Source organism: Mesorhizobium sp. ISC15, from assembly GCF_037162615.1.
Taxonomy (GTDB): Bacteria; Pseudomonadota; Alphaproteobacteria; order Rhizobiales; family Rhizobiaceae; genus Mesorhizobium; species Mesorhizobium mediterraneum.
In genome coordinates, this window is record NZ_JAVSPX010000001.1 from 2,130,190 (window position 1) to 2,147,526 (window position 17,337).

Here is a 17,337-nt window from a genome sequence, read left to right on the forward strand (position 1 = left end):
CCTGAGGTCCCGCCGCACCGGCTTGAAGGGCTCCAGGATCAATAGATCTTGGAGAACTCTTCGATGTTCGACTTGTCGAACTTGAAGGGCGGAGCCATCGCGGCCGAGTTGGTATCGTCGAGCGTGACCTTGCCGACGCGGCCGATCGACAGCGTGGCACCTGGCTTGGCTTCTTCCTTCTTCACCGCCAAATCATGGGCGAGGTAGACGGCCGAATAGCCGAGATCGATCGGGTTCCACAGCGCAACCGCTTGGCTGGCGCCGTTGTCGATGAACTTCTTGAACTCGGACGGCAACGCCAGGCCGGTGACGTTGACCTTGCCGATCAGGTTCGCGTCAGTCACCACCTGGGCGGCGGCGACAACGCCGACCGTGGTCGGTGCGATGATCGCCTTGAGGTTCGGATAGGATTTTAGCAGGCCCTTGGCCTCGTCCGTGCTCTTGGCCGAGTCGTCGTCGCCATAGACGGTGGCGACGAGGTTGATCTTCGGGAATTTCTCCGGCAGCACCTTCTTGGCCGCGTCGATCCAGGCGTTCTGGTTGGTCGCGGTGGACGAAGCCGACAGGATGGCGACATCGCCGCCTTCCGGCAGGTAGTCGGCGGCAAGCTTGATGATGGTCTCGCCGATCAGGTTGGTGTCGGACGGGTTGAGGTGGAGCTGGCGGCCTTCCGGAGCGACGCCGGAATCCCACGAGATGACGGTGATCCCGCGATCCATCGCCTTCTTCAGCGCCGGAACCAGCGCGTCGGCGTCATTGGCCGAAATGGCGATGGCGTTGACCTTCTGGGCGATCAGCGAATTGATCACTTCGATCTGCGCTTCGGCGGTCGCCTTGGTCGGGCCGGTGTAGATGATGTCGACGCCGCCGAGTTCCTTGGCCGCCTCTTCGGCGCCCTTGTTGGCGGCATCGAAGAAGCCGTTGCCGAGCGACTTGACCACCAGCGCGATCTTGACGTTCTCGGCATAGGCGGCATTCACGAACATGGCGGCCGAAAACGCCGCCGTAACCATCAATTTCCTAAGAAAGCTCATCGAATATCCTCCCTTGAGCGTTGCATTCCATCGCCGCTGCGGGCCTCAGGCCTGCAGCGAAGATTCTTCCTTATTGCTTGCCGCTGTGCGGGCGACGATCAACGTCACACCAGCGGCCTCCAACATCTTGGCCTCGCGATCCTCGATGCCGTCGTCGGTGATGACGGTGGCGATGCGCGACAGGCCGCACAGGATCAGGCTCGAGCGTTTGCGGAACTTCGACGAATCGACCAGCACCACCAGCTCGTCGGCCTGGTCGATCAGTTTTTGCTCGGCCTGGATCAGCAGCGGATCGCCTTCCATCAGGCCCAACGGCCCGAGCCCTTGCGCGCCCATGAACATGCGGCGGGCATAGAAATTGCGCGTCACGTCATTTTCGAAGGGCGACAGGATGATGTTCTGCTCGCGGTAGATGGTGCCGCCCGACAGCATCACCGTGTTCTTGGAGTGCTTGAGCAGGTGCTCGGCGATTTGGAAGGAATTGGTGAAGATCGGCATGCGGCGGCCGGTCAGGAAATGCACCATCTGGAAGGTGGTGGTGCCGCCATTGATGATGATCGGCTCGCCCTCCTTGCACAACTCCACGGCTTCCCGCGCGATTGCCCGCTTCTGCGAAGCGTTGATCGTCTCGTTGACGGAAAAAGGCCGGCCGGCAAGGCCAATGAACTGCGGTGGCGAGATTGCCTCGGCGCCGCCGCGCACGCGGCGCAGGCGCTTTTGCACATGCAGCGCCGCGATGTCGCGCCGGATCGTCGCCTCGGACGAGTCCGTTAGGTCGACCATTTCCTGCACCGTCACCACAGGCTTTTCCTGGACGGCGGACAAAATGATCCTGTGGCGCTCTTTCTCGTGCATGGTTCCTCCCTGCCTGAGCATCTAGGCACCCAAAAAGCGCAGTGTCAATCATTTCCGATCATATAATTCCATTGTGCGGTGCAATATGATCAATCTTGATCGTTTATGATTGACAATGCCGCCGCTTCCGTGGACATTCGACCAAAGCTGACCCGCTATGCGGTGGCTTGACCGCACCGTTTTGCGCGTCTCACGTCACGGGAGGATTACCTATGCTCGACAAGCGCTCCGGCACGCGCCTCGCCAATCTTTGGGATGACGCGAAAGCCCAAGCAATGAGCGAGCCGGAACGTCTCGTCTATCGCTCGAATGTTCTCGGCTCCGACAAGCGCGTCACCAACTATGGCGGCGGCAACACCTCCTCCAAGATCTGGCAAAAGGATCCGCTCACCGGCGAGGACGTCGAAGTGCTGTGGGTCAAGGGCTCGGGCGGCGACAGCGCCTCGATCAAGCTCGACGGCTTCGCCACTCTCTATATGGACAAGCTGCGCGCGTTGAAGGGCCTCTATCGCGGCGTCGAGCATGAGGACGAGATGGTCGGCTATCTGCCCCATTGCACGTTTAATCTTAACCCACGCGCGGCCTCGATCGACACACCGCTGCACGCCTTCGTGCCGAAGCCCTATGTCGACCATATGCATCCCGACGCCATCATCGCCATCGCCGCCGCCAAGGATTCGCAAGCGCTGACCAAGGAGATCTTCGGCGACACGATCGGCTGGCTGCCATGGAAGCGTCCGGGCTTCGAGCTTGGCCTCTGGCTGGAAAAATTCTGCATCGAGAACCCCAAGGCCAAGGGTGTCGTGCTGGCGAGCCATGGCCTGTTCAGCTGGGGCGAGACGCCTCGGGAATGCTACGAGACGACGATCTCGGTGATCAACCAGGCGATCGACTGGTTCGAGCGCAAGTCTGAAGGCAAGCCGATTTTCGGTGGTGAAGTGGTCAAATCGCTCGACGCGCCGGCGCGTCGCGCCGTGGCGGCAAGGCTGATGCCGAGGATCCGCGGCCTGATCTCGGAGAAGAGCCACAAGCTTGGCCATTTCGACGATTCGCCCGCCGTGCTCGAATTCGTCAATTCGAAGGATTTGCGCCCACTGGCGGCCCTCGGCACCTCCTGCCCCGACCATTTCCTGCGCACCAAGATCCGGCCGCTGGTCATCGAGTTCGATCCCAAGAATCCCGATGTCGATGCCGTCATCGCCCGTCTCGCCGACGACGTGGCGGAGTATCGGGTTGGCTATCAGGCTTACTATGACAGGTGCAAGCATGCGGATTCGCCACCCGTGCGCGATCCGAATGCGGTGGTCTATCTGATGCCCGGCGTCGGCATGTTCACCTTCGCCGGCGACAAGGCGACGGCGCGCATATCGGGCGAGTTCTACGTCAACGCCATCAATGTCATGCGCGGCGCCTCGACGGTGTCGGCCTATGTCGGCCTGCCCGACCAGGAGGCTTTCGACATCGAATACTGGCTGCTCGAAGAGGCAAAGCTGCAGCGTCTGCCGAAGCCGAAAGCCTTGGCCGGCCAGATCGCGCTGGTCACCGGTGGCGCCGGCGGCATCGGCCGGGCGACGGCCAACCGGCTGCTGCGCGAAGGCGCCTGCGTCGTGCTGGCCGATATCGACGAAGCCGCCCTTGCCAGCGCCAATGGTGAGTTGGCCCAAGCTTATGGCAAGGATTTCGTGCGGCCGCTGGTCATCAATGTCACCGCTGAAGACCAGGTGATCTTCGGCTTCGCCGAGACCGCGGTCGAGTTCGGCGGCATCGATATTCTGGTGTCGAATGCCGGCCTGGCAACCTCGGCGCCGATCGAGGAGACGACGCTGGCGCTGTGGAACAAGAACATGGACATCTTGTCGACAGGCTATTTCCTCGTTTCGCGGGAAGCATTCCGGTTGTTCCGCGCGCAGAAGATCGGCGGCAACGTCGTCTTCGTCGCCTCCAAGAACGGCCTTGCAGCCTCGCCCAATGCCGCTGCCTATTGCACGGCCAAGGCCGCCGAGATCCATCTGGCGCGTTGCCTGGCGCTGGAGGGCGCGGAAGCGCAGATCAGGGTCAATGTCGTCAACCCGGACGCGGTGCTGCGCGGCTCGAAGATCTGGACCGGCGAGTGGAAGGAACAGCGCGCCGCCGCCTACAAGATGTCGACCGACGATCTCGAGGAGCATTATCGCTCGCGCTCGATGCTGAAGCGTTCGGTGTTCCCCGAAGACATCGCCGAGGCGATCTATTTCTTCGCCTCCGACATGTCGGCCAAGTCGACCGGCAACATCGTCAATGTCGACGCGGGCAACGCGCAGAGCTTTACGCGCTAATAGTTTGAAGGCGGCGCTGCCCCTCACCCTTACCCTCTCCCCGTGAAGAACGGGGAGAGGGGTCGCCAGCGGCGGAGCTTCACCTTCTCCCCGTCTCCATACGGGGAGAAGGTGCCGGCAGGCGGATGAGGGGCAGCGCCAACCGAACGCATTTTGGGAGGAAACGCAGTGTCCGAAACCATCATCTCCGCCGATATCGTCGACAAGGACAATGCCGCGCGCGAAGCCGACCTCAAGCGCGATTATGGTTCGCTCGGCGCGCGCCTCGACCGCCGCGGCATCGCCATCGACGCCATCCGCGGCAAGGTCGAAAAATTCGCTGTGGCGATCCCGTCCTGGGGCGTCGGCACCGGCGGCACCCGCTTTGCCCGCTTTCCCGGCGCCGGTGAGCCGCGCGACATTTTCGACAAGATCGAGGATTGCGCCGTCATCCGGCAGTTGACGCAGGCAACGCCGACCGTCTCGCTGCATATTCCGTGGGATAAGGCCGATCCGAACCGGCTGAAACAGGCGGCCTCCCGCTTCGGCCTCGGCTTCGACGCGATGAATTCGAACACGTTTTCCGACGCCCGAGACCAGGAGCTTTCCTACAAATTTGGCTCGCTGTCGCATGCCGATGCCGCAACGCGCCGGCAGGCGGTCGAGCACAATCTCGAATGCATCGAGATCGGCAAGGCGCTGGGTTCCAAGGCGCTGACGGTATGGATCGGCGACGGCTCGAATTTCCCCGGCCAGGTCAATTTCGCCAAGGCGTTCGAACGCTATCTCGACGCGATGAAGGAGATCTACGCTGGACTGCCGGACGACTGGAAGCTGTTCACCGAGCACAAGATGTACGAGCCGGCTTTCTATTCCACCGTCGTGCAGGATTGGGGCACCAACTACATCATCGCCAAAGAGCTCGGCGACAAGGCCTTCTGCCTGGTCGACCTCGGCCACCATGCGCCCAACGTTAACATCGAGATGATCGTGTCGCGGCTGATCCAGTTCAAGAAACTCGGCGGCTTCCATTTCAACGATTCGAAATATGGCGACGACGATCTCGACGCCGGCTCGATCGATCCTTATCGGCTGTTCCTCGTCTTCAACGAGCTGGTCGATGCCGAGCTTTCCGGTGCCGAAGGTTTTGATCCGGCCCACATGCTCGACCAGAGCCACAATGTCACCGATCCGATCGAAAGCCTGATGCTGTCGGCGGTCGAGGTGCAGCGCGCCTATGCGCAAGCGCTGCTGGTCGATCGCAAGGCACTGGAAGGCTATCAGGACGCTAACGACGCGCTGATGGCGACGCAGACGCTGAAAGCCGCCTATCGCACCGATGTCGAGCCGATCCTCGCCATGGCGCGGCTGAACACGGGCGGCGCCATCGATCCGGTTGCCGCCTACCGGGCGGCCGGCTACCGGGCCAAGGTCGCGGCGGAACGGCCGGCGGTTGCCGGCGGCAGCGGTGGGATTGTTTGATGTCGGCCTGAAACGAAAAACCCGCCAGTGGCGGGTCGCGGCGCAAATCAGCACCGTATAGAAATCAATAGCACAGTTGCCGGCACAAAGCAAGAACAGATTGCTTGCTTTCAGCCTTGGAGGTTGGCGAAAACCGAAGGTGAAGTCCGATCTCCCCCCTTGCGGGGGAGATGTCCGGCAGGACAGAGGGGGGTGCTGTCCCTCCGACTGTCAAACAATCGTAGTCAAGTCCTCAGACTTGTTTCCGGTTGGGAATAGCTGAAATCGAAAGTTGGCGATCCTTCCCACCCCCCCTCTGCCCTGCCGGGCATCTCCCCCGCAAGGGGGGAGATCGGCAGCTTCGCCGACGGGGCATGACGGCATCCCCGAATCTTTCCCTCACAGCCATGGACTCGTCCCCTCCGACAGGGTCTTCTAGGCACATCCAACGCCCCTCGGAGAACGGCCATGCACCACACCCGCCGAACGTTGATCGCCGTCAGTCTTTCCCTCACCTTGACCTTTGCGCCGCTGGTGGCCGCATTCGCCGCCTCGCCACAGCCGGCGAAGGGCGAGCATGGCATGGTGGTGACCGCCCAGCATCTTGCGTCGGAAGTCGGCGTCGAGGTGCTGAAGAAAGGCGGCAACGCCGTCGATGCGGCGGTTGCCGTCGGCTACGCGCTGGCTGTGGTCTATCCGAACGCCGGCAATATCGGCGGTGGCGGCTTCATGACCATCCGCTTCAAGGACGGCCGCTCGACCTTTCTCGATTTCCGCGAGCGGGCGCCGCTCGCCTCGACGAAGACCATGTATCTCGACAAGGACGGCAAGCCGGTGAAAGGCGCCAGCCTTAACGGCTATCTCGCGGTCGGCGTGCCGGGCTCGGTGGCCGGCTTCGAGATGGCACGGGAAAAGTACGGCACGCTGACGCGGCAGGACCTGATGGCGCCGGCGATCGGCTATGCCAAGGACGGCTTCGTGCTAGAGCAGGGCGATGTCGCCTCGCTCGAAGGCGGCGCCGAGCGGCTGGCCAAGGACCCAGCGGCCGCTGCCATCTTCCTGAAGCCGGACGGCAAGCCGTATGCCATCGGCGAGCGCCTTGTTCAGGCCGACCTCGCCGCGTCGCTTTCAGCCATTTCGGAGCAAGGTCGCGATGCCTTCTACAAAGGACCGATCGCCGACGGCATCGTTAGGGCGAGCGCGGAGAAGGGCGGCATTCTGGCCAAGGCGGATTTCGAAACCTACGCGGTCCGCGAGCTCGAGCCGGTGACCTGCAACTACCGTGGCTACGAGATCACCTCCTCGCCGCCGCCGAGCTCGGGCGGCGTCATCATCTGCGAGATCCTCAACGTGCTGGAAGGTTACCCGCTGTCCTATCTCGGCGCCGGTTCCGCCGAAACCGTCAAAGTCATGGTCGAGGCGATGCGCTATGCCTATGTCGATCGCAACTCGGCGCTCGGCGACCCCGACTTCGTCGACAATCCGGTCGAAAAGCTGCTCGACAAGAATTATGCGAAAGAAATCCGCGAAAAGATCGATCCGTTCCGGGCCGGCGTGTCGCAGGAATTGATGCCGAAGGGTTTTGGCGAGAGCCAGGAAACGACGCATTATTCGATCGTCGACAATGACGGCAACGCCGTTGCGGTGACCTATACGCTGAACGGCTCGTTTGGCGCCGGCGTCGTCGCCGACGGCACCGGCATCCTGCTCAACAACGAGATGGACGATTTCACCCAGAAACCGGGCGTGCCCAATCTCTACGGCCTGGTCCAGGGTGAGGCGAATGCGATCGAGCCGAGAAAGACGCCGCTGTCGTCGATGAGCCCGACCATCGTCGCCAAAGACGGCAAGCCGTTCATGGTCATCGGCAGCCCCGGCGGCTCGCGCATCATCACCATCACGCTAGAAGCGATCGTCAATGTCGTCGATCATGGCATGAACATCCAGGAGGCGATCGACGCGCCGCGCATCCACCACCAGTGGCTGCCCGACACGGTCTACATCGAGCCGTTTGGCCTGTCGCCGGACACCGAAAAAATGCTTGCCGGCATGGGCTACCACCTCGATGTCACCGAGGCGACCTGGGGCCAGGCGGCCGGCATCCTGGTCGGCGGCAAGAGCCTAGCCGAGATCGAAAAGGGCGGCGGCGCCCGCTACAATGGCGCTATCGATAGCCGCGCCGCATCCGGCGAGGCAATCGGATATTAGGTTTCGTGCGCCCCGGGGTCTGTTGAGATTCAGGTCAGGCCGGCATCACCTGAATATCGGCAGACCCGTCAGATGACCAAGGTGACGGTGGACGCAATCAGCATCACCGCCGCCACGCCGACGAACAAGGCATAGATACGCGGCCGATCGAGCAGAAGCGCATTTCCGGATATCCACGCCGCGGTGGCGCCGCCAAGCGCGTACAGGAAGCCGTTGCGGTGCCCCAAGGCCAGGGATGCGGCCATCAGCCCACCGATGATAAGGGCGCCGAACACGATGATCACGGCGACCGCGTATTTCTCGAAATCGTTGCTGGCCACACCCGGACCCATTGCGTTCAACGTCGACAGGTCGTCCGGGTCGAAGGGGTTGGCCGACCCATATTCGTCTTGACCGACAGGCTCGCGCATCATTCATTCTCCTTGAAGCGGCAACAAATCATCAAGCCTTGCCGAGCGCAACTGGATCGCGCCGCGTGGAATACGATCGGCACGGTCTTCAACACTTTCTGGCGGCGGCTTGCTACCGGTTTTTTGGATTTATGTCGGGTCGTCCTGCCGTTCCAGGCGATCTGCCCGGCTGGAATCGCAGGTCGGAGCCGTTTCAGCATGCAATGCGTTCATGGAGGAAAAATGATGCTGGAGGCCGCCGCCGCTGCCCCTAGAACCTCATGCTGAGGCTGCCCTTGATGACGCGGCCTTCGCCATAGATGCAGCTGAGGTCTTCATTGCTGCCGGCCCTATAGCAAGTCGAGTAGTAGGTCTTGTCGAACAGGTTGGAGACATTGATCGCGGCCTGCCAGCCGTTCTTCTGGTAGCGCAGTGCCGCATCGACCAGCGTGTGGCCGGGCACGTTGGTTGCATTCGCGTTGTCGCCGAAGCTTGCGCCGATGTAACGCACGCCCGCGCCGACGCTCAAGCCCTCAAGCATACCGTTGCCGACCTCGTAATTGGCCCACAGCGACGCTTGGTGTTCAGGCACCAGCGACGGGCGGTTGCCGACGACGGCGGGGGCATCCTTGGTTATCTCGGCGTCGAGATAGGTGTAGGCCGCAGTCATGCTCAGGCCGGACGCGAGGTCGGCATTGGCCTCGATCTCGAGGCCGCGATGCCGGACTTCTCCAGTTTGAACTTGAAACTGACCGATAGAGGTCACAACATTGGTCTTGCGCAGGTCGAACAGCGAAGCAGTGATGAAACCAGGGAAGAAGCTCGGTTCGTACTTCACGCCGACTTCGTATTGCTTTCCCAACGAAGGCTGGAACGCGTCTCCGGACTGGGACTGGCCGATATTGGTGGTGAAGGATTCGGCATAACTGGCATAGGGCGTCAGGCCATTGTCGAAGAGATAACCGACGCCGGCATTGCCGGTGAAGGCATGGTCGTTCTGGTCGTAGCTGCCCCCGTTGCCGCTGCGGTCCTCATTGGTGTGGTCGATCCAGGCCTGTCGGCCGCCGAAAGTCAGCACCCAGTGGTCGGCGATCCTGGACTGGTTCTGCGCATAGAGGCCGACCTGTCCGATCGTCTCCACGCGATCCACAAGGATGCCGGCGGGTGGCGTGATCGGGATCGAGTAATCCGGGTTCAGGATGTCGAGGTCTGGCCCTTGCCCATAGTGGTTTATACCATCGACGGACTGCCTGTTGTAATCGAGACCGAACAGCAGCTTGTTTTCGACCAGCCCGAAGTCAGCCTTGTATTCGGCCTGGTTGTCGACGCTGAACAGCCGTGCCGTCTCGTCCACCGTGAACAGGGTGCGCGCCATCGTGTGGTCGTCGATCATCGCCGGGCCGCCGAGCCAGTCTCCAAAATAGAGTTGCCGGTAGTCGGTATCCTGCTGGGAGTAGCGCAGGTTCTGCCGCACCGTCCAATGGTCGTCGAACTCGTGACTGAACTGGTAGCCGATCGAGCCGTGGTTGGCGTCGAAGCGGTCGAAGTCAGGCGAGCCGGTGAAGAAGCTCCGCGGCAGGCCATAGCCCACGGGAAGGAACTGACCGGGCGCCAGCCTGTCCCACTGGTAGTTGGCGAGGATGGTGAGCGAGGTCTGCGCGTCCGGCTGCCATGTCAGCGCCGGTGCGACGAAGATGCGGTCGTTGCGCGAATAGTCGGTTTCGATCGCGCCGTTGCGCACCAGCCCGGCCAGCCGGTAGGACCACACGCCGGCGTCGTCGACCGGCCCGCCGATGTCGAGCCCGGCCTCGACCGTGTCGAAGCTGCCATAGCTGAGGAAGCCGTCATAGATCGGCGTGTCCGTCGGTCGCTTGCTGATGGCGTTGACCATGCCGCCGGCTTCGTTCTCGCCATAGAGCACCGAGGACGGTCCCTTCAGCACCTCGACGCGCTCCAGCCCGTAGGGCTCGATCTTGAAGCCGGAGAAGTCGATCACCTTCTGCGGCAGCCCGTCGCGGTAGATCGCCGAGGTGCAGAGGTCGAAACCGCGGATCAGGCACTGGTCGAAGCGGTTGTCGACGCCCCAAGGCGAGGTGGTGACGCCGGCAAGATAGGATAGCGCGTCCTCAAGCTGCCCGGGCTGGCGGTCGTCGAGTTGCTTGCGGGTCACCACCGACACCGACTGCAGAATTTCCCTCAGCGGCGTGTCGGTCTTCGAGCCGGTGGTGGTGTTCTTGGCGATATAGCCGTCATCCGGGCCGATCGGGCTGTCGGTCTGTCCCTCGATATTGATCGGATTGAGCTCGACCGTATTTTCCTGCGCGAAGGCGTGGGTGCAGAGCAGGGTCAAGAGGCATGTCGCAGCGATCAGGGAGCCTTGGCTTGGAATGCCGTTTCGCCGACCTGCCGCACGATATGCGCTCAACCTCGATCACCCTCACTGTCTGCGAAGCGCGGCATCGATTCGGCCGGCGCAATAAATGTTGACTCTTTTAGTCATCTTCAATGTTGACTATTAAAGTCATGTTTCATAGTCAACCGGTATCGACCGCCGGCAGCCAAATTCCGGAAATGCCCACACCTTGATTGAAGAGAGACCAGGGACCGTGCCTGAGCGTCACATCCAGACGGCCATCCGCCCTCGCAACCGAATGACCCGGCGCGCGGCGCTCGGACTTTTCGCGCTGCCCTTCGCCGGCATTGTGCCCTCGATGGTCGAGGCGAAGATGCTGCGCATCGTCTGCCTAGATGACGGGCTGGCCGAGACATTGCTCACGCTCGGCGTCAACCCGGTGGCCATTGCCGGTCGCGACGTCTGGGAGAACTGGGTGGTCGAACCGCCGCTACCGCCGGAGATCGCCGATGTCGGCACGTTGCTGGAACCTAATCTCGAACTGCTGCAGCAGCTTGCCCCGGACATCATCCTGTCCATGCCGTATCTCGACGGCATCAAGCCGCTGCTCGAACGCGTGGCGCCGGTAACGACGATCGGGCTCTATACCGAAGCGGGACAGCCCTATCAGCGCGCCATAGAGGCAACCCGCCAGCTGGCCAAGCTTGTCGGCAAGGAAACGGAAGGCGAAGCGCTGATCACAGCGACGGACGCCTATTTTTCAGAAGTTCGCCGGGAGCTGGCGCCGCTTTCGGCGCGGCCGATCTATATCGTCAGCTTCTTGGATCCGCGCAATGTGCGCGTCTACGGCAGGAAAAGCCTGTTTCAAGAGGTGTTCGACCGTATCGGACTGCGCAATGCCTGGGCGGGCGAGACCAATTATTGGGGGTTTTCGACCGTCGGCATCGACGGCTTGGCGACGTCGAGCGACGCGCGCCTTGCCTATCTCGAACCCTTGCCCGAGGGCGCCGGCGGCACGCTGACCGAAAGCCCGGTCTGGAATGCGATGCCCTTCGTGCGCAACCGCTCGATCATACGTCTTCCCGCCGTCCTGATGTTCGGCGCGCTGCCGTCCGCCACCCGTTTTGCCCGCGTCCTGGCCAAGGCGATGACTGGGGAAGCTGCCCGTGGCTGAGGACGCAACAGCCTTGGCGGAAGACGGCAGCCTGACTGGCCGGAGAGGGTCGCGCCGCATGTTGGGCAAACAGCCGGCGGCCGCGATCCTGCTCTGTGCGGTGCTGTCAGCGGCAGCGGCGGCGGCAACTGCCTCCAATCTCACCGTGCAGCTGCCTTCGGCACTTTGGCTGCAATCGCTCACCGCCCCTGATATCGACGACATGCGGCAGGTTCTCGTTCACTATGCCTTCCTGCCCAGGCTTACGGTCAGCCTTTTGTGCGGTGCCGCCCTTGGCCTTGCCGGAACCGTTCTGCAGCAGGTCTTGCGCAACCCGCTGGCCTCGCCGGAAACCGTCGGCGTCTCGGCCGGCGCCTATCTGGCTCTGGCATTGGCGACGCTTCTGGCACCCTCCCTGCTTGCCTACGGCCGCGAATGGGTGGCGCTTGCCGGCGCTTTTGTCGCCATATCGGCCGTCTTCGCTCTGTCCTGGCATAAGGGCCTGTCGCCGCTTTCCGTCGTGTTGGCAGGGCTGGTCGTCAGTCTCTACGCCGGCGCGGTTGGAGCAGCCCCCATCGTGCTCCGGCACGAATGGCTGACCAGCCTGTTTATCTGGGGCGCCGGGTCGCTCGGCCAGCAGGACTGGACGACGACGCTTTGGCTGTTGCCGCGCATCGGCGCTGCGGCTTTGGTGATCGGCCTCATGGTGCGGCCGCTCACCCTGCTTGGCCTCGACGATGAAGGCGCGCGCAGCCTCGGCGTTCCGCTTGGCGTGTATCGTTTCGCCGGGCTGGCTGCTTCCGTCGCGCTCATCGCTTTCGTCGTCGCTGCTGTCGGCGTGGTCGGCTTCGTCGGCCTGGCGGCGGCGTCCCTCGCCCGCATCGGCGGTGCGCGCCGGCTGAGCCAGCGGCTGGTCATGGCGCCGCTCATCGGTGCAGCGCTTCTGTGGGCCGCCGACCAGGCGGTGCAATTGGCGACCGGGGCGCAGGGCGACCTGCTGCCGACCGGCGCGATCACAGCCCTTCTCGGCGCGCCGCTGCTGCTGTGGCTGCTGCCACGCCTGGCGCTTCGCCTGGAGGTCCCGGCGCTCACCGAGGAGCGCCTGCCCAGAACAGGCCGGCCCGGCCTAGTGCTGGCGACGATTGGCCTGTCCCTGCTTCTGCTGCTTGGGCTGGCGTTGCTCTATGGGCCAGGGCCGGACGGCTGGACGTTCGCCTTCGGCGACCAGTTGCAGCCCTTGCTGTCATGGCGCTGGCCCCGCGTGTCCGCCGCGTTTGCCGCCGGCGCGATGCTGGCGCTTGCCGGGCTGATGATGCAGCGGTTGACCGGCAATCCGATGGCCAGTCCCGAGGTGCTCGGCATCAGCGCCGGTGCGGCGCTCGGCATGATGGTGGCGCTGTTTTCGCTCTCCGATGCGGGCCGCCCGGCCCAGACTGCGTCGGCGACCGTCGGCGCCTTCGCCGCTCTGCTGGTGACGCTGGCGATGGGGCGACGCGCCGCCTATGCGCCGGAGCGCTTGCTGCTCGCCGGCGTGGCCCTGACGGCGCTGTTCGATGCGCTGATCCTGATGCTGACCGCCACAGGTGATCCGCGCGCCGTGAAACTCCTCAACTGGCTTACCGGCTCGACCTATGGCGTCGATGCCGGTGCCGCGCTTCTGACCGGCGCCATCGCTTTTTGCCTGTTGCTGCTCGCGCCGCTTTTCCTGCGCTGGCTGGATATGCTGCCGCTTGGGTCCTCCACTGTCCAGTCGCTTGGCGTCGATGTGCCCAAGACCCGGCTTCTCGTACTGCTGATGGTTGCTGTTCTCACCGCCGCATCGACGCTGATCGTCGGCCCGCTGACCTTCATCGGCCTGATGGCGCCGCATCTCACCCGCCGCCTTGGGCTCGCCCGTGCGCTGCCGCAAGCCGCCGGCGCGGTGCTGGTTGGGGCTTTGATCATGGTCGCCGCCGACTGGATCGGCCGCACTGTCATCTTCCCGCGCCAGGTCCCGGCCGGGCTCGTCGCCACGCTGATCGGCGGCCCGGTGCTGATGTGGCTGCTGCGCCGCCGCTGACTTTTGTCCCTGTGGAGATATCCATGCCCAAGTCGATGGAGGCATTGATCGCCGACACCACCGTCCACGATCTGGCTCCCGCGCATGGCAGCGATCCCTACCGGATATTCCTGCATGTGCCGGCAAAGCCAGAGCCACGGGCTGGCTGGCCGGTGCTCTACATGACCGACGGCAACGCCGTGATCGCCACCGCCGTCGATGCCATGCGCGCCCAGGCGGGTTACCCGCTCGGCACCAATGTCGAGGAGGGGATCATCGTCGCCATCGGCTATCCCGTGGCGGGCGCCTACGACCCGCTCAGGCGGTCATGGGATCTCGGACCGCCGCCTGGCGAGATCTATCCGCCATTCCATGATGGTGGCCCGGAGGTCAGGACCGGCGGGGCGGAAGAGTTCCTCGCCTTCATCGAGGACGAATTGAAGCCGTGGGTGGCGAACCGCACCAGGATCGACAGCGGCCGGCAGGCGCTTTACGGCCACTCCTTTGGCGGGCTGTTTGCGCTCTATACCCTGTTCACTCGCCCTCTCGCCTTCCAGACCTGGATTGCTGCCAGCCCGGCCATCTATTGGGAGGATCGCCTCATCGACCGCTTTCTCCAGGCGTTCGAAGCCGCCGTGCCGGATGGCTTGATGACGCAGGTGATGCTGTCGGCCGGCGAATACGAGACCGAAAAGCTGGCGCCGTTCCAGATCGGTGCTGCGGATGAGGCAAAGCGCCTGGAGCACAAGAAGCTGACGCGCACCGACGAATTCGCGCGGCAGATGGCGGAGCGTCTCGGCACGATCCCTGGCCTGAGCGCCGGTTTCGAACTGCATGCCGGCGAAAACCACATGTCCATCCTGCCGGTCACGGTCAACCGTGCCGTTCAGGCGGCATTCGCGGTGCATCGTCCCTGAACGCAGGTGCTCGGGGCGCGCCAACGCGGCGCCGAGGGCGCCTCTTCCGATCGCAGATCCGTGTGTGCCCGATATGAGGTCCGCTCGAGGTGACTATCGGGCCTGGCGACGGTGGCGCGCAAGTCTCGCCCTCGCAGGGCTTGCTGGAGATGTCGGTGGCGAAGATTGGCCGGCGCCACTTGGGGGGGCGTTGGGGTAGGTTTGCCTGATGGGCGCCGGCCAGGCGGAAATCAGGTCCACCGCAAGGGAATATAGCAGGCGTGGCAAGCGATGGCAGTGGTGTGATCGCGGAAGGTCGTTCGCGCTTCCCGGATGCGGTGACCCATTATGGGTCAACATGTCTGGCACCTGAATTGCACCGTAGGCAATGCCGGGTAACACCCCGGCATCGTCCCCGAGTATGGGGCCTCGCCGCTTCGCAAATGGAGCGGCGGGCCTTTTCGGCTAAGGCAACAGCTGCGAATTGCAAAATCACACTTCAGTTGGATTCAACCATCCGCGCGCCGCTGTGAGCGCGTCGCCACCGGATCTCCAAGGTAGCGTTTGTTATTCGGCGCGAGCCGGCGGTAGTTCGAACAGGTTGGCGCCATTCTCCTGGCCTCGCTCGACATAGCCGATTATTCGAAACCATTTTGCGACATCCGGTCTCTGGAGCCAGCTGCGCGAGTGAATGGGGAGGTTACCGGCGAGCGCCTGGATATGGCGAATGTGCCGCTTACAGAAGCGAACCGTTGCGGCGCTGAAGAAATCCTCCTGTGCGGCGAATAGCGTATCGGCGGCGTCGCTATGCTCGTGCCACGCGATGATCGCCACGGTCTTTTCACCCTGGACAAGCGCATGAGCACGGCCCTCTTTCAAATTCATCATCAGATTGTCGTACGCGATCTTGCTGTCCTTGCCGGCCGCGGCGTACTCGTCCGATATCCGCTTGGACAGATCACGGAAAAGAGCTTCCAGATCTCCAACCGTTGCTGCGCGTGCTCTCATTTCTCCTCCTAGAGCCCAGAGGTAGTTTGCCCTAAGGATAGGGGATCACCAAGCAAATCAAATCCGTCATCGGCCCAAAGCGAGCAAAGATGTTTCGTCGGGCGAGGCCGGCTGTGTTGGAAAATGGTGCCCTGAGGTGGAATCGAACCACCTCCGGGGTCAAATTTCTCCAGGCAGCGAGGGATATGACGCGCCAGGGGCCAGCTTGGGATCCGTCACGCACGCCGCGGTTCGTCCTTTGCACGCGGGGCGTTGCCCTCAGCCTTTGCGCCGCTTGGACTTATCTTCTTCCGACATGGGCTTTCCTTGTTCGGTGCTCTCGCCAATCCCGGACTTGGCTGCCAAACTATAAAGAAGGCCTGCCACGACAAGCACCAAAAGCGTGCCGAGGGCCGCCACCTGCCACAGACCGAGCCCGCACGCCACGCCAATTGCGCCGGACAGCCACATGCCTGCACCGGTCGTCAGCCCGTGGATCTCGCCTCTCGAAAACAAAATCGATCCGGCGGCAAGGAACGCGACGCCAGCGGTAACCGCTTCGACAACACGAATCGGATCCACCTTCACCGATTCCTGCAGAAACATCGGCGCGTGAACGATTTCAATCGTCAGAATACCGAAAGTAGCCGCTGCCACGCAGATCAGGATATGGGTGCGAAGGCCAGCAGGCCGATTTCGCCATTCGCGTTCGAAACCGATCGCAGCACCGAAGATCGACGCCAGTAGAAGCCTGGCCGCAATAACCGGAAACGGGACGTATGTCGGATGGCCGAATTCTTGGAGGAGTTGTTGCATGAGTAACCCGGGCTGACCGGACACAACGTGCTCGGACCGGCCAGGTTCCCCAAGGTTTGCCGGAGGGAGCGCCGGCCTCCACCTTATGGCGCACGATCCGATCGACACGCTGGGAAAGGCCCGGCACAATATGCTCATCAAGGCGGAATGCAGTTGCGGCAATGTCCGCTATTGCCGTTCGGCCGACCTGACGATGGTGTATGGCGGCGGGTTCGGTCCGCTAAAGCTGGAGTTCGATTGCAGCCGGTGCAAGCCGGAGATCAAAGTCACGCTGCTCGAAGTTCATCCCGAACCACAGCTTTTTCATAAGTTTCTGAATTTATTTGGGAAAAATTGGTGCCCAGAGGCGGATTCGAACCACCGACACGCGGATTTTCAGTCCGCTGCTCTACCAACTGAGCTATCTGGGCCTGTTCCGGCACGCGGGCAGTGTTGCACACCGGATTTCTTGAAAGCGCCGCAGGCGCCCCTTGAAAGCGCGTGGGTTATAGCACGGGAATCCGGCCTGTCCAGCGCTTAAGCGTTGATTTCGAGCGGGAGACCAGCAGTTGTTCGACAGGCTGATTCATGGGCCACGGTCGGGACCAGCGGACTGCTCTGAACGGGCCTCATTTGGGAGGGTCACCGTCCGTTTCGTCCTCGTCGTCGCGGGCCGAAATGACGTAGGCGCCCTTGAGCCAGCGGTTGAGGTCGATGTCCTTGCAGCGTGTCGAGCAGAATGGATAGGTCTCGCGCGCCGACGGCTTGCCGCATTCGGGGCATGGCCGCTTGGGGCGCAGCGGCGTGACTTTGTCGTCCGAGCTCATGGCCGCCCCGAACTTATAGCCGCTCCGAAACTCATGGCCACCCCGAA

13 protein-coding genes and 1 tRNA gene are annotated in these 17,337 nt (G+C 62.8%); 6 read left to right on the top strand and 8 right to left on the bottom strand.

Translation table 11 applies throughout. The annotated features are described in order from the left end of the window. Positions 1–38: 38 nt before the first annotated feature. Entirely contained in the window at positions 39–1,034 is a 996-nt protein-coding gene (gene rhaS, locus RPG13_RS10380; protein WP_127290369.1) for a rhamnose ABC transporter substrate-binding protein, read from the bottom strand. 45 nt (positions 1,035–1,079) lie between these two features. Further along, the gene (locus tag RPG13_RS10385; protein ID WP_337124986.1) at positions 1,080–1,889 is read right to left on the bottom strand and encodes a DeoR/GlpR family DNA-binding transcription regulator; all 810 of its coding nucleotides are present in this window, start codon (positions 1,887–1,889) and stop codon (positions 1,080–1,082) included. Positions 1,890–2,101: 212 nt separating this feature from the next. Here RPG13_RS10385 and RPG13_RS10390 point away from each other — a divergent pair, with 212 nt between their 5' ends. The 3 genes from RPG13_RS10390 (at position 2,102) to ggt (ending at position 7,852) form a co-directional block, all read left to right on the top strand. Next, the gene (locus RPG13_RS10390) at positions 2,102–4,204 is read left to right on the top strand and encodes a bifunctional rhamnulose-1-phosphate aldolase/short-chain dehydrogenase (RefSeq protein ID WP_337124987.1); all 2,103 of its coding nucleotides are present in this window, start codon (positions 2,102–2,104) and stop codon (positions 4,202–4,204) included. 168 nt (positions 4,205–4,372) lie between these two features. Continuing rightward, positions 4,373–5,665 (top strand): L-rhamnose catabolism isomerase, encoded by a 1,293-nt coding sequence (gene rhaI, locus RPG13_RS10395; RefSeq protein WP_337124988.1) that lies wholly within the window; start codon positions 4,373–4,375, stop codon positions 5,663–5,665. 447 nt (positions 5,666–6,112) lie between these two features. Beyond that, complete coding sequence (ggt, locus tag RPG13_RS10400) at positions 6,113–7,852, top strand: gamma-glutamyltransferase (RefSeq protein ID WP_337124989.1); 1,740 nt, start codon at positions 6,113–6,115, stop codon at positions 7,850–7,852. Positions 7,853–7,920: 68 nt separating this feature from the next. On the opposite strand, the gene RPG13_RS10405 is transcribed toward ggt, so the two are convergent. Together RPG13_RS10405 and RPG13_RS10410 are read right to left on the bottom strand one after the other, a co-directional pair. Beyond that, positions 7,921–8,265 carry a hypothetical protein gene (locus tag RPG13_RS10405; protein WP_164547040.1) on the bottom strand — a complete coding sequence of 115 codons (345 nt, stop codon included), beginning with the start codon at positions 8,263–8,265 and terminating at the stop codon, positions 7,921–7,923. A 247-nt stretch (positions 8,266–8,512) separates the two neighbouring features. Then, positions 8,513–10,591 carry a TonB-dependent siderophore receptor gene (locus tag RPG13_RS10410; protein ID WP_337124990.1) on the bottom strand — a complete coding sequence of 693 codons (2,079 nt, stop codon included), beginning with the start codon at positions 10,589–10,591 and terminating at the stop codon, positions 8,513–8,515. A 256-nt stretch (positions 10,592–10,847) separates the two neighbouring features. Here RPG13_RS10410 and RPG13_RS10415 point away from each other — a divergent pair, with 256 nt between their 5' ends. Genes RPG13_RS10415 through RPG13_RS10425 form a run of 3 tightly spaced genes read left to right on the top strand, consistent with a single transcriptional unit; the run spans position 10,848 to position 14,702 of the window. Then, positions 10,848–11,768, top strand: coding sequence for an ABC transporter substrate-binding protein (locus RPG13_RS10415; RefSeq protein ID WP_337124991.1), 921 nt, complete (start codon positions 10,848–10,850; stop codon positions 11,766–11,768). After that, complete coding sequence (gene fhuB / locus RPG13_RS10420) at positions 11,761–13,806, top strand: Fe(3+)-hydroxamate ABC transporter permease FhuB (RefSeq protein WP_442921335.1); 2,046 nt, start codon at positions 11,761–11,763, stop codon at positions 13,804–13,806. The genes RPG13_RS10415 and fhuB overlap by 8 nt, the downstream gene beginning before the upstream one ends. Before the next feature lie 23 nt (positions 13,807–13,829). After that, complete coding sequence (locus RPG13_RS10425; protein ID WP_126103675.1) at positions 13,830–14,702, top strand: alpha/beta hydrolase; 873 nt, start codon at positions 13,830–13,832, stop codon at positions 14,700–14,702. Positions 14,703–15,248: 546 nt separating this feature from the next. Here RPG13_RS10425 and RPG13_RS10430 read toward each other — a convergent pair. From RPG13_RS10430 to yacG, 4 genes are all read right to left on the bottom strand, one after another. Further along, complete coding sequence (locus RPG13_RS10430; RefSeq protein ID WP_095483500.1) at positions 15,249–15,689, bottom strand: hypothetical protein; 441 nt, start codon at positions 15,687–15,689, stop codon at positions 15,249–15,251. A 258-nt stretch (positions 15,690–15,947) separates the two neighbouring features. Then, entirely contained in the window at positions 15,948–16,484 is a 537-nt protein-coding gene (locus tag RPG13_RS10435; RefSeq protein WP_095483501.1) for an MgtC/SapB family protein, read from the bottom strand. A 334-nt stretch (positions 16,485–16,818) separates the two neighbouring features. Next, a tRNA-Phe gene (locus RPG13_RS10440) sits at positions 16,819–16,894 on the bottom strand. A 198-nt stretch (positions 16,895–17,092) separates the two neighbouring features. Then, positions 17,093–17,290 (bottom strand): DNA gyrase inhibitor YacG, encoded by a 198-nt coding sequence (gene yacG / locus RPG13_RS10445; RefSeq protein WP_095483502.1) that lies wholly within the window; start codon positions 17,288–17,290, stop codon positions 17,093–17,095. Positions 17,291–17,337 lie beyond the last annotated feature (47 nt).

Coding starts and splice junctions, on each gene's coding strand:
- rhaS (WP_127290369.1), bottom strand. CDS start 1,034: ATGAGCTTTCTTAGGAAATTGATGGTTACGGCGGCGTTTTCGGCCGCC.
- RPG13_RS10385 (WP_337124986.1), bottom strand. CDS start 1,889: ATGCACGAGAAAGAGCGCCACAGGATCATTTTGTCCGCCGTCCAGGAA.
- RPG13_RS10390 (WP_337124987.1), top strand. CDS start 2,102: ATGCTCGACAAGCGCTCCGGCACGCGCCTCGCCAATCTTTGGGATGAC.
- ggt (WP_337124989.1), top strand. CDS start 6,113: ATGCACCACACCCGCCGAACGTTGATCGCCGTCAGTCTTTCCCTCACC.
- RPG13_RS10405 (WP_164547040.1), bottom strand. CDS start 8,265: ATGATGCGCGAGCCTGTCGGTCAAGACGAATATGGGTCGGCCAACCCC.
- RPG13_RS10425 (WP_126103675.1), top strand. CDS start 13,830: ATGCCCAAGTCGATGGAGGCATTGATCGCCGACACCACCGTCCACGAT.
- RPG13_RS10430 (WP_095483500.1), bottom strand. CDS start 15,689: ATGAGAGCACGCGCAGCAACGGTTGGAGATCTGGAAGCTCTTTTCCGT.
- RPG13_RS10435 (WP_095483501.1), bottom strand. CDS start 16,484: ATGCAACAACTCCTCCAAGAATTCGGCCATCCGACATACGTCCCGTTT.
- yacG (WP_095483502.1), bottom strand. CDS start 17,290: ATGAGCTCGGACGACAAAGTCACGCCGCTGCGCCCCAAGCGGCCATGC.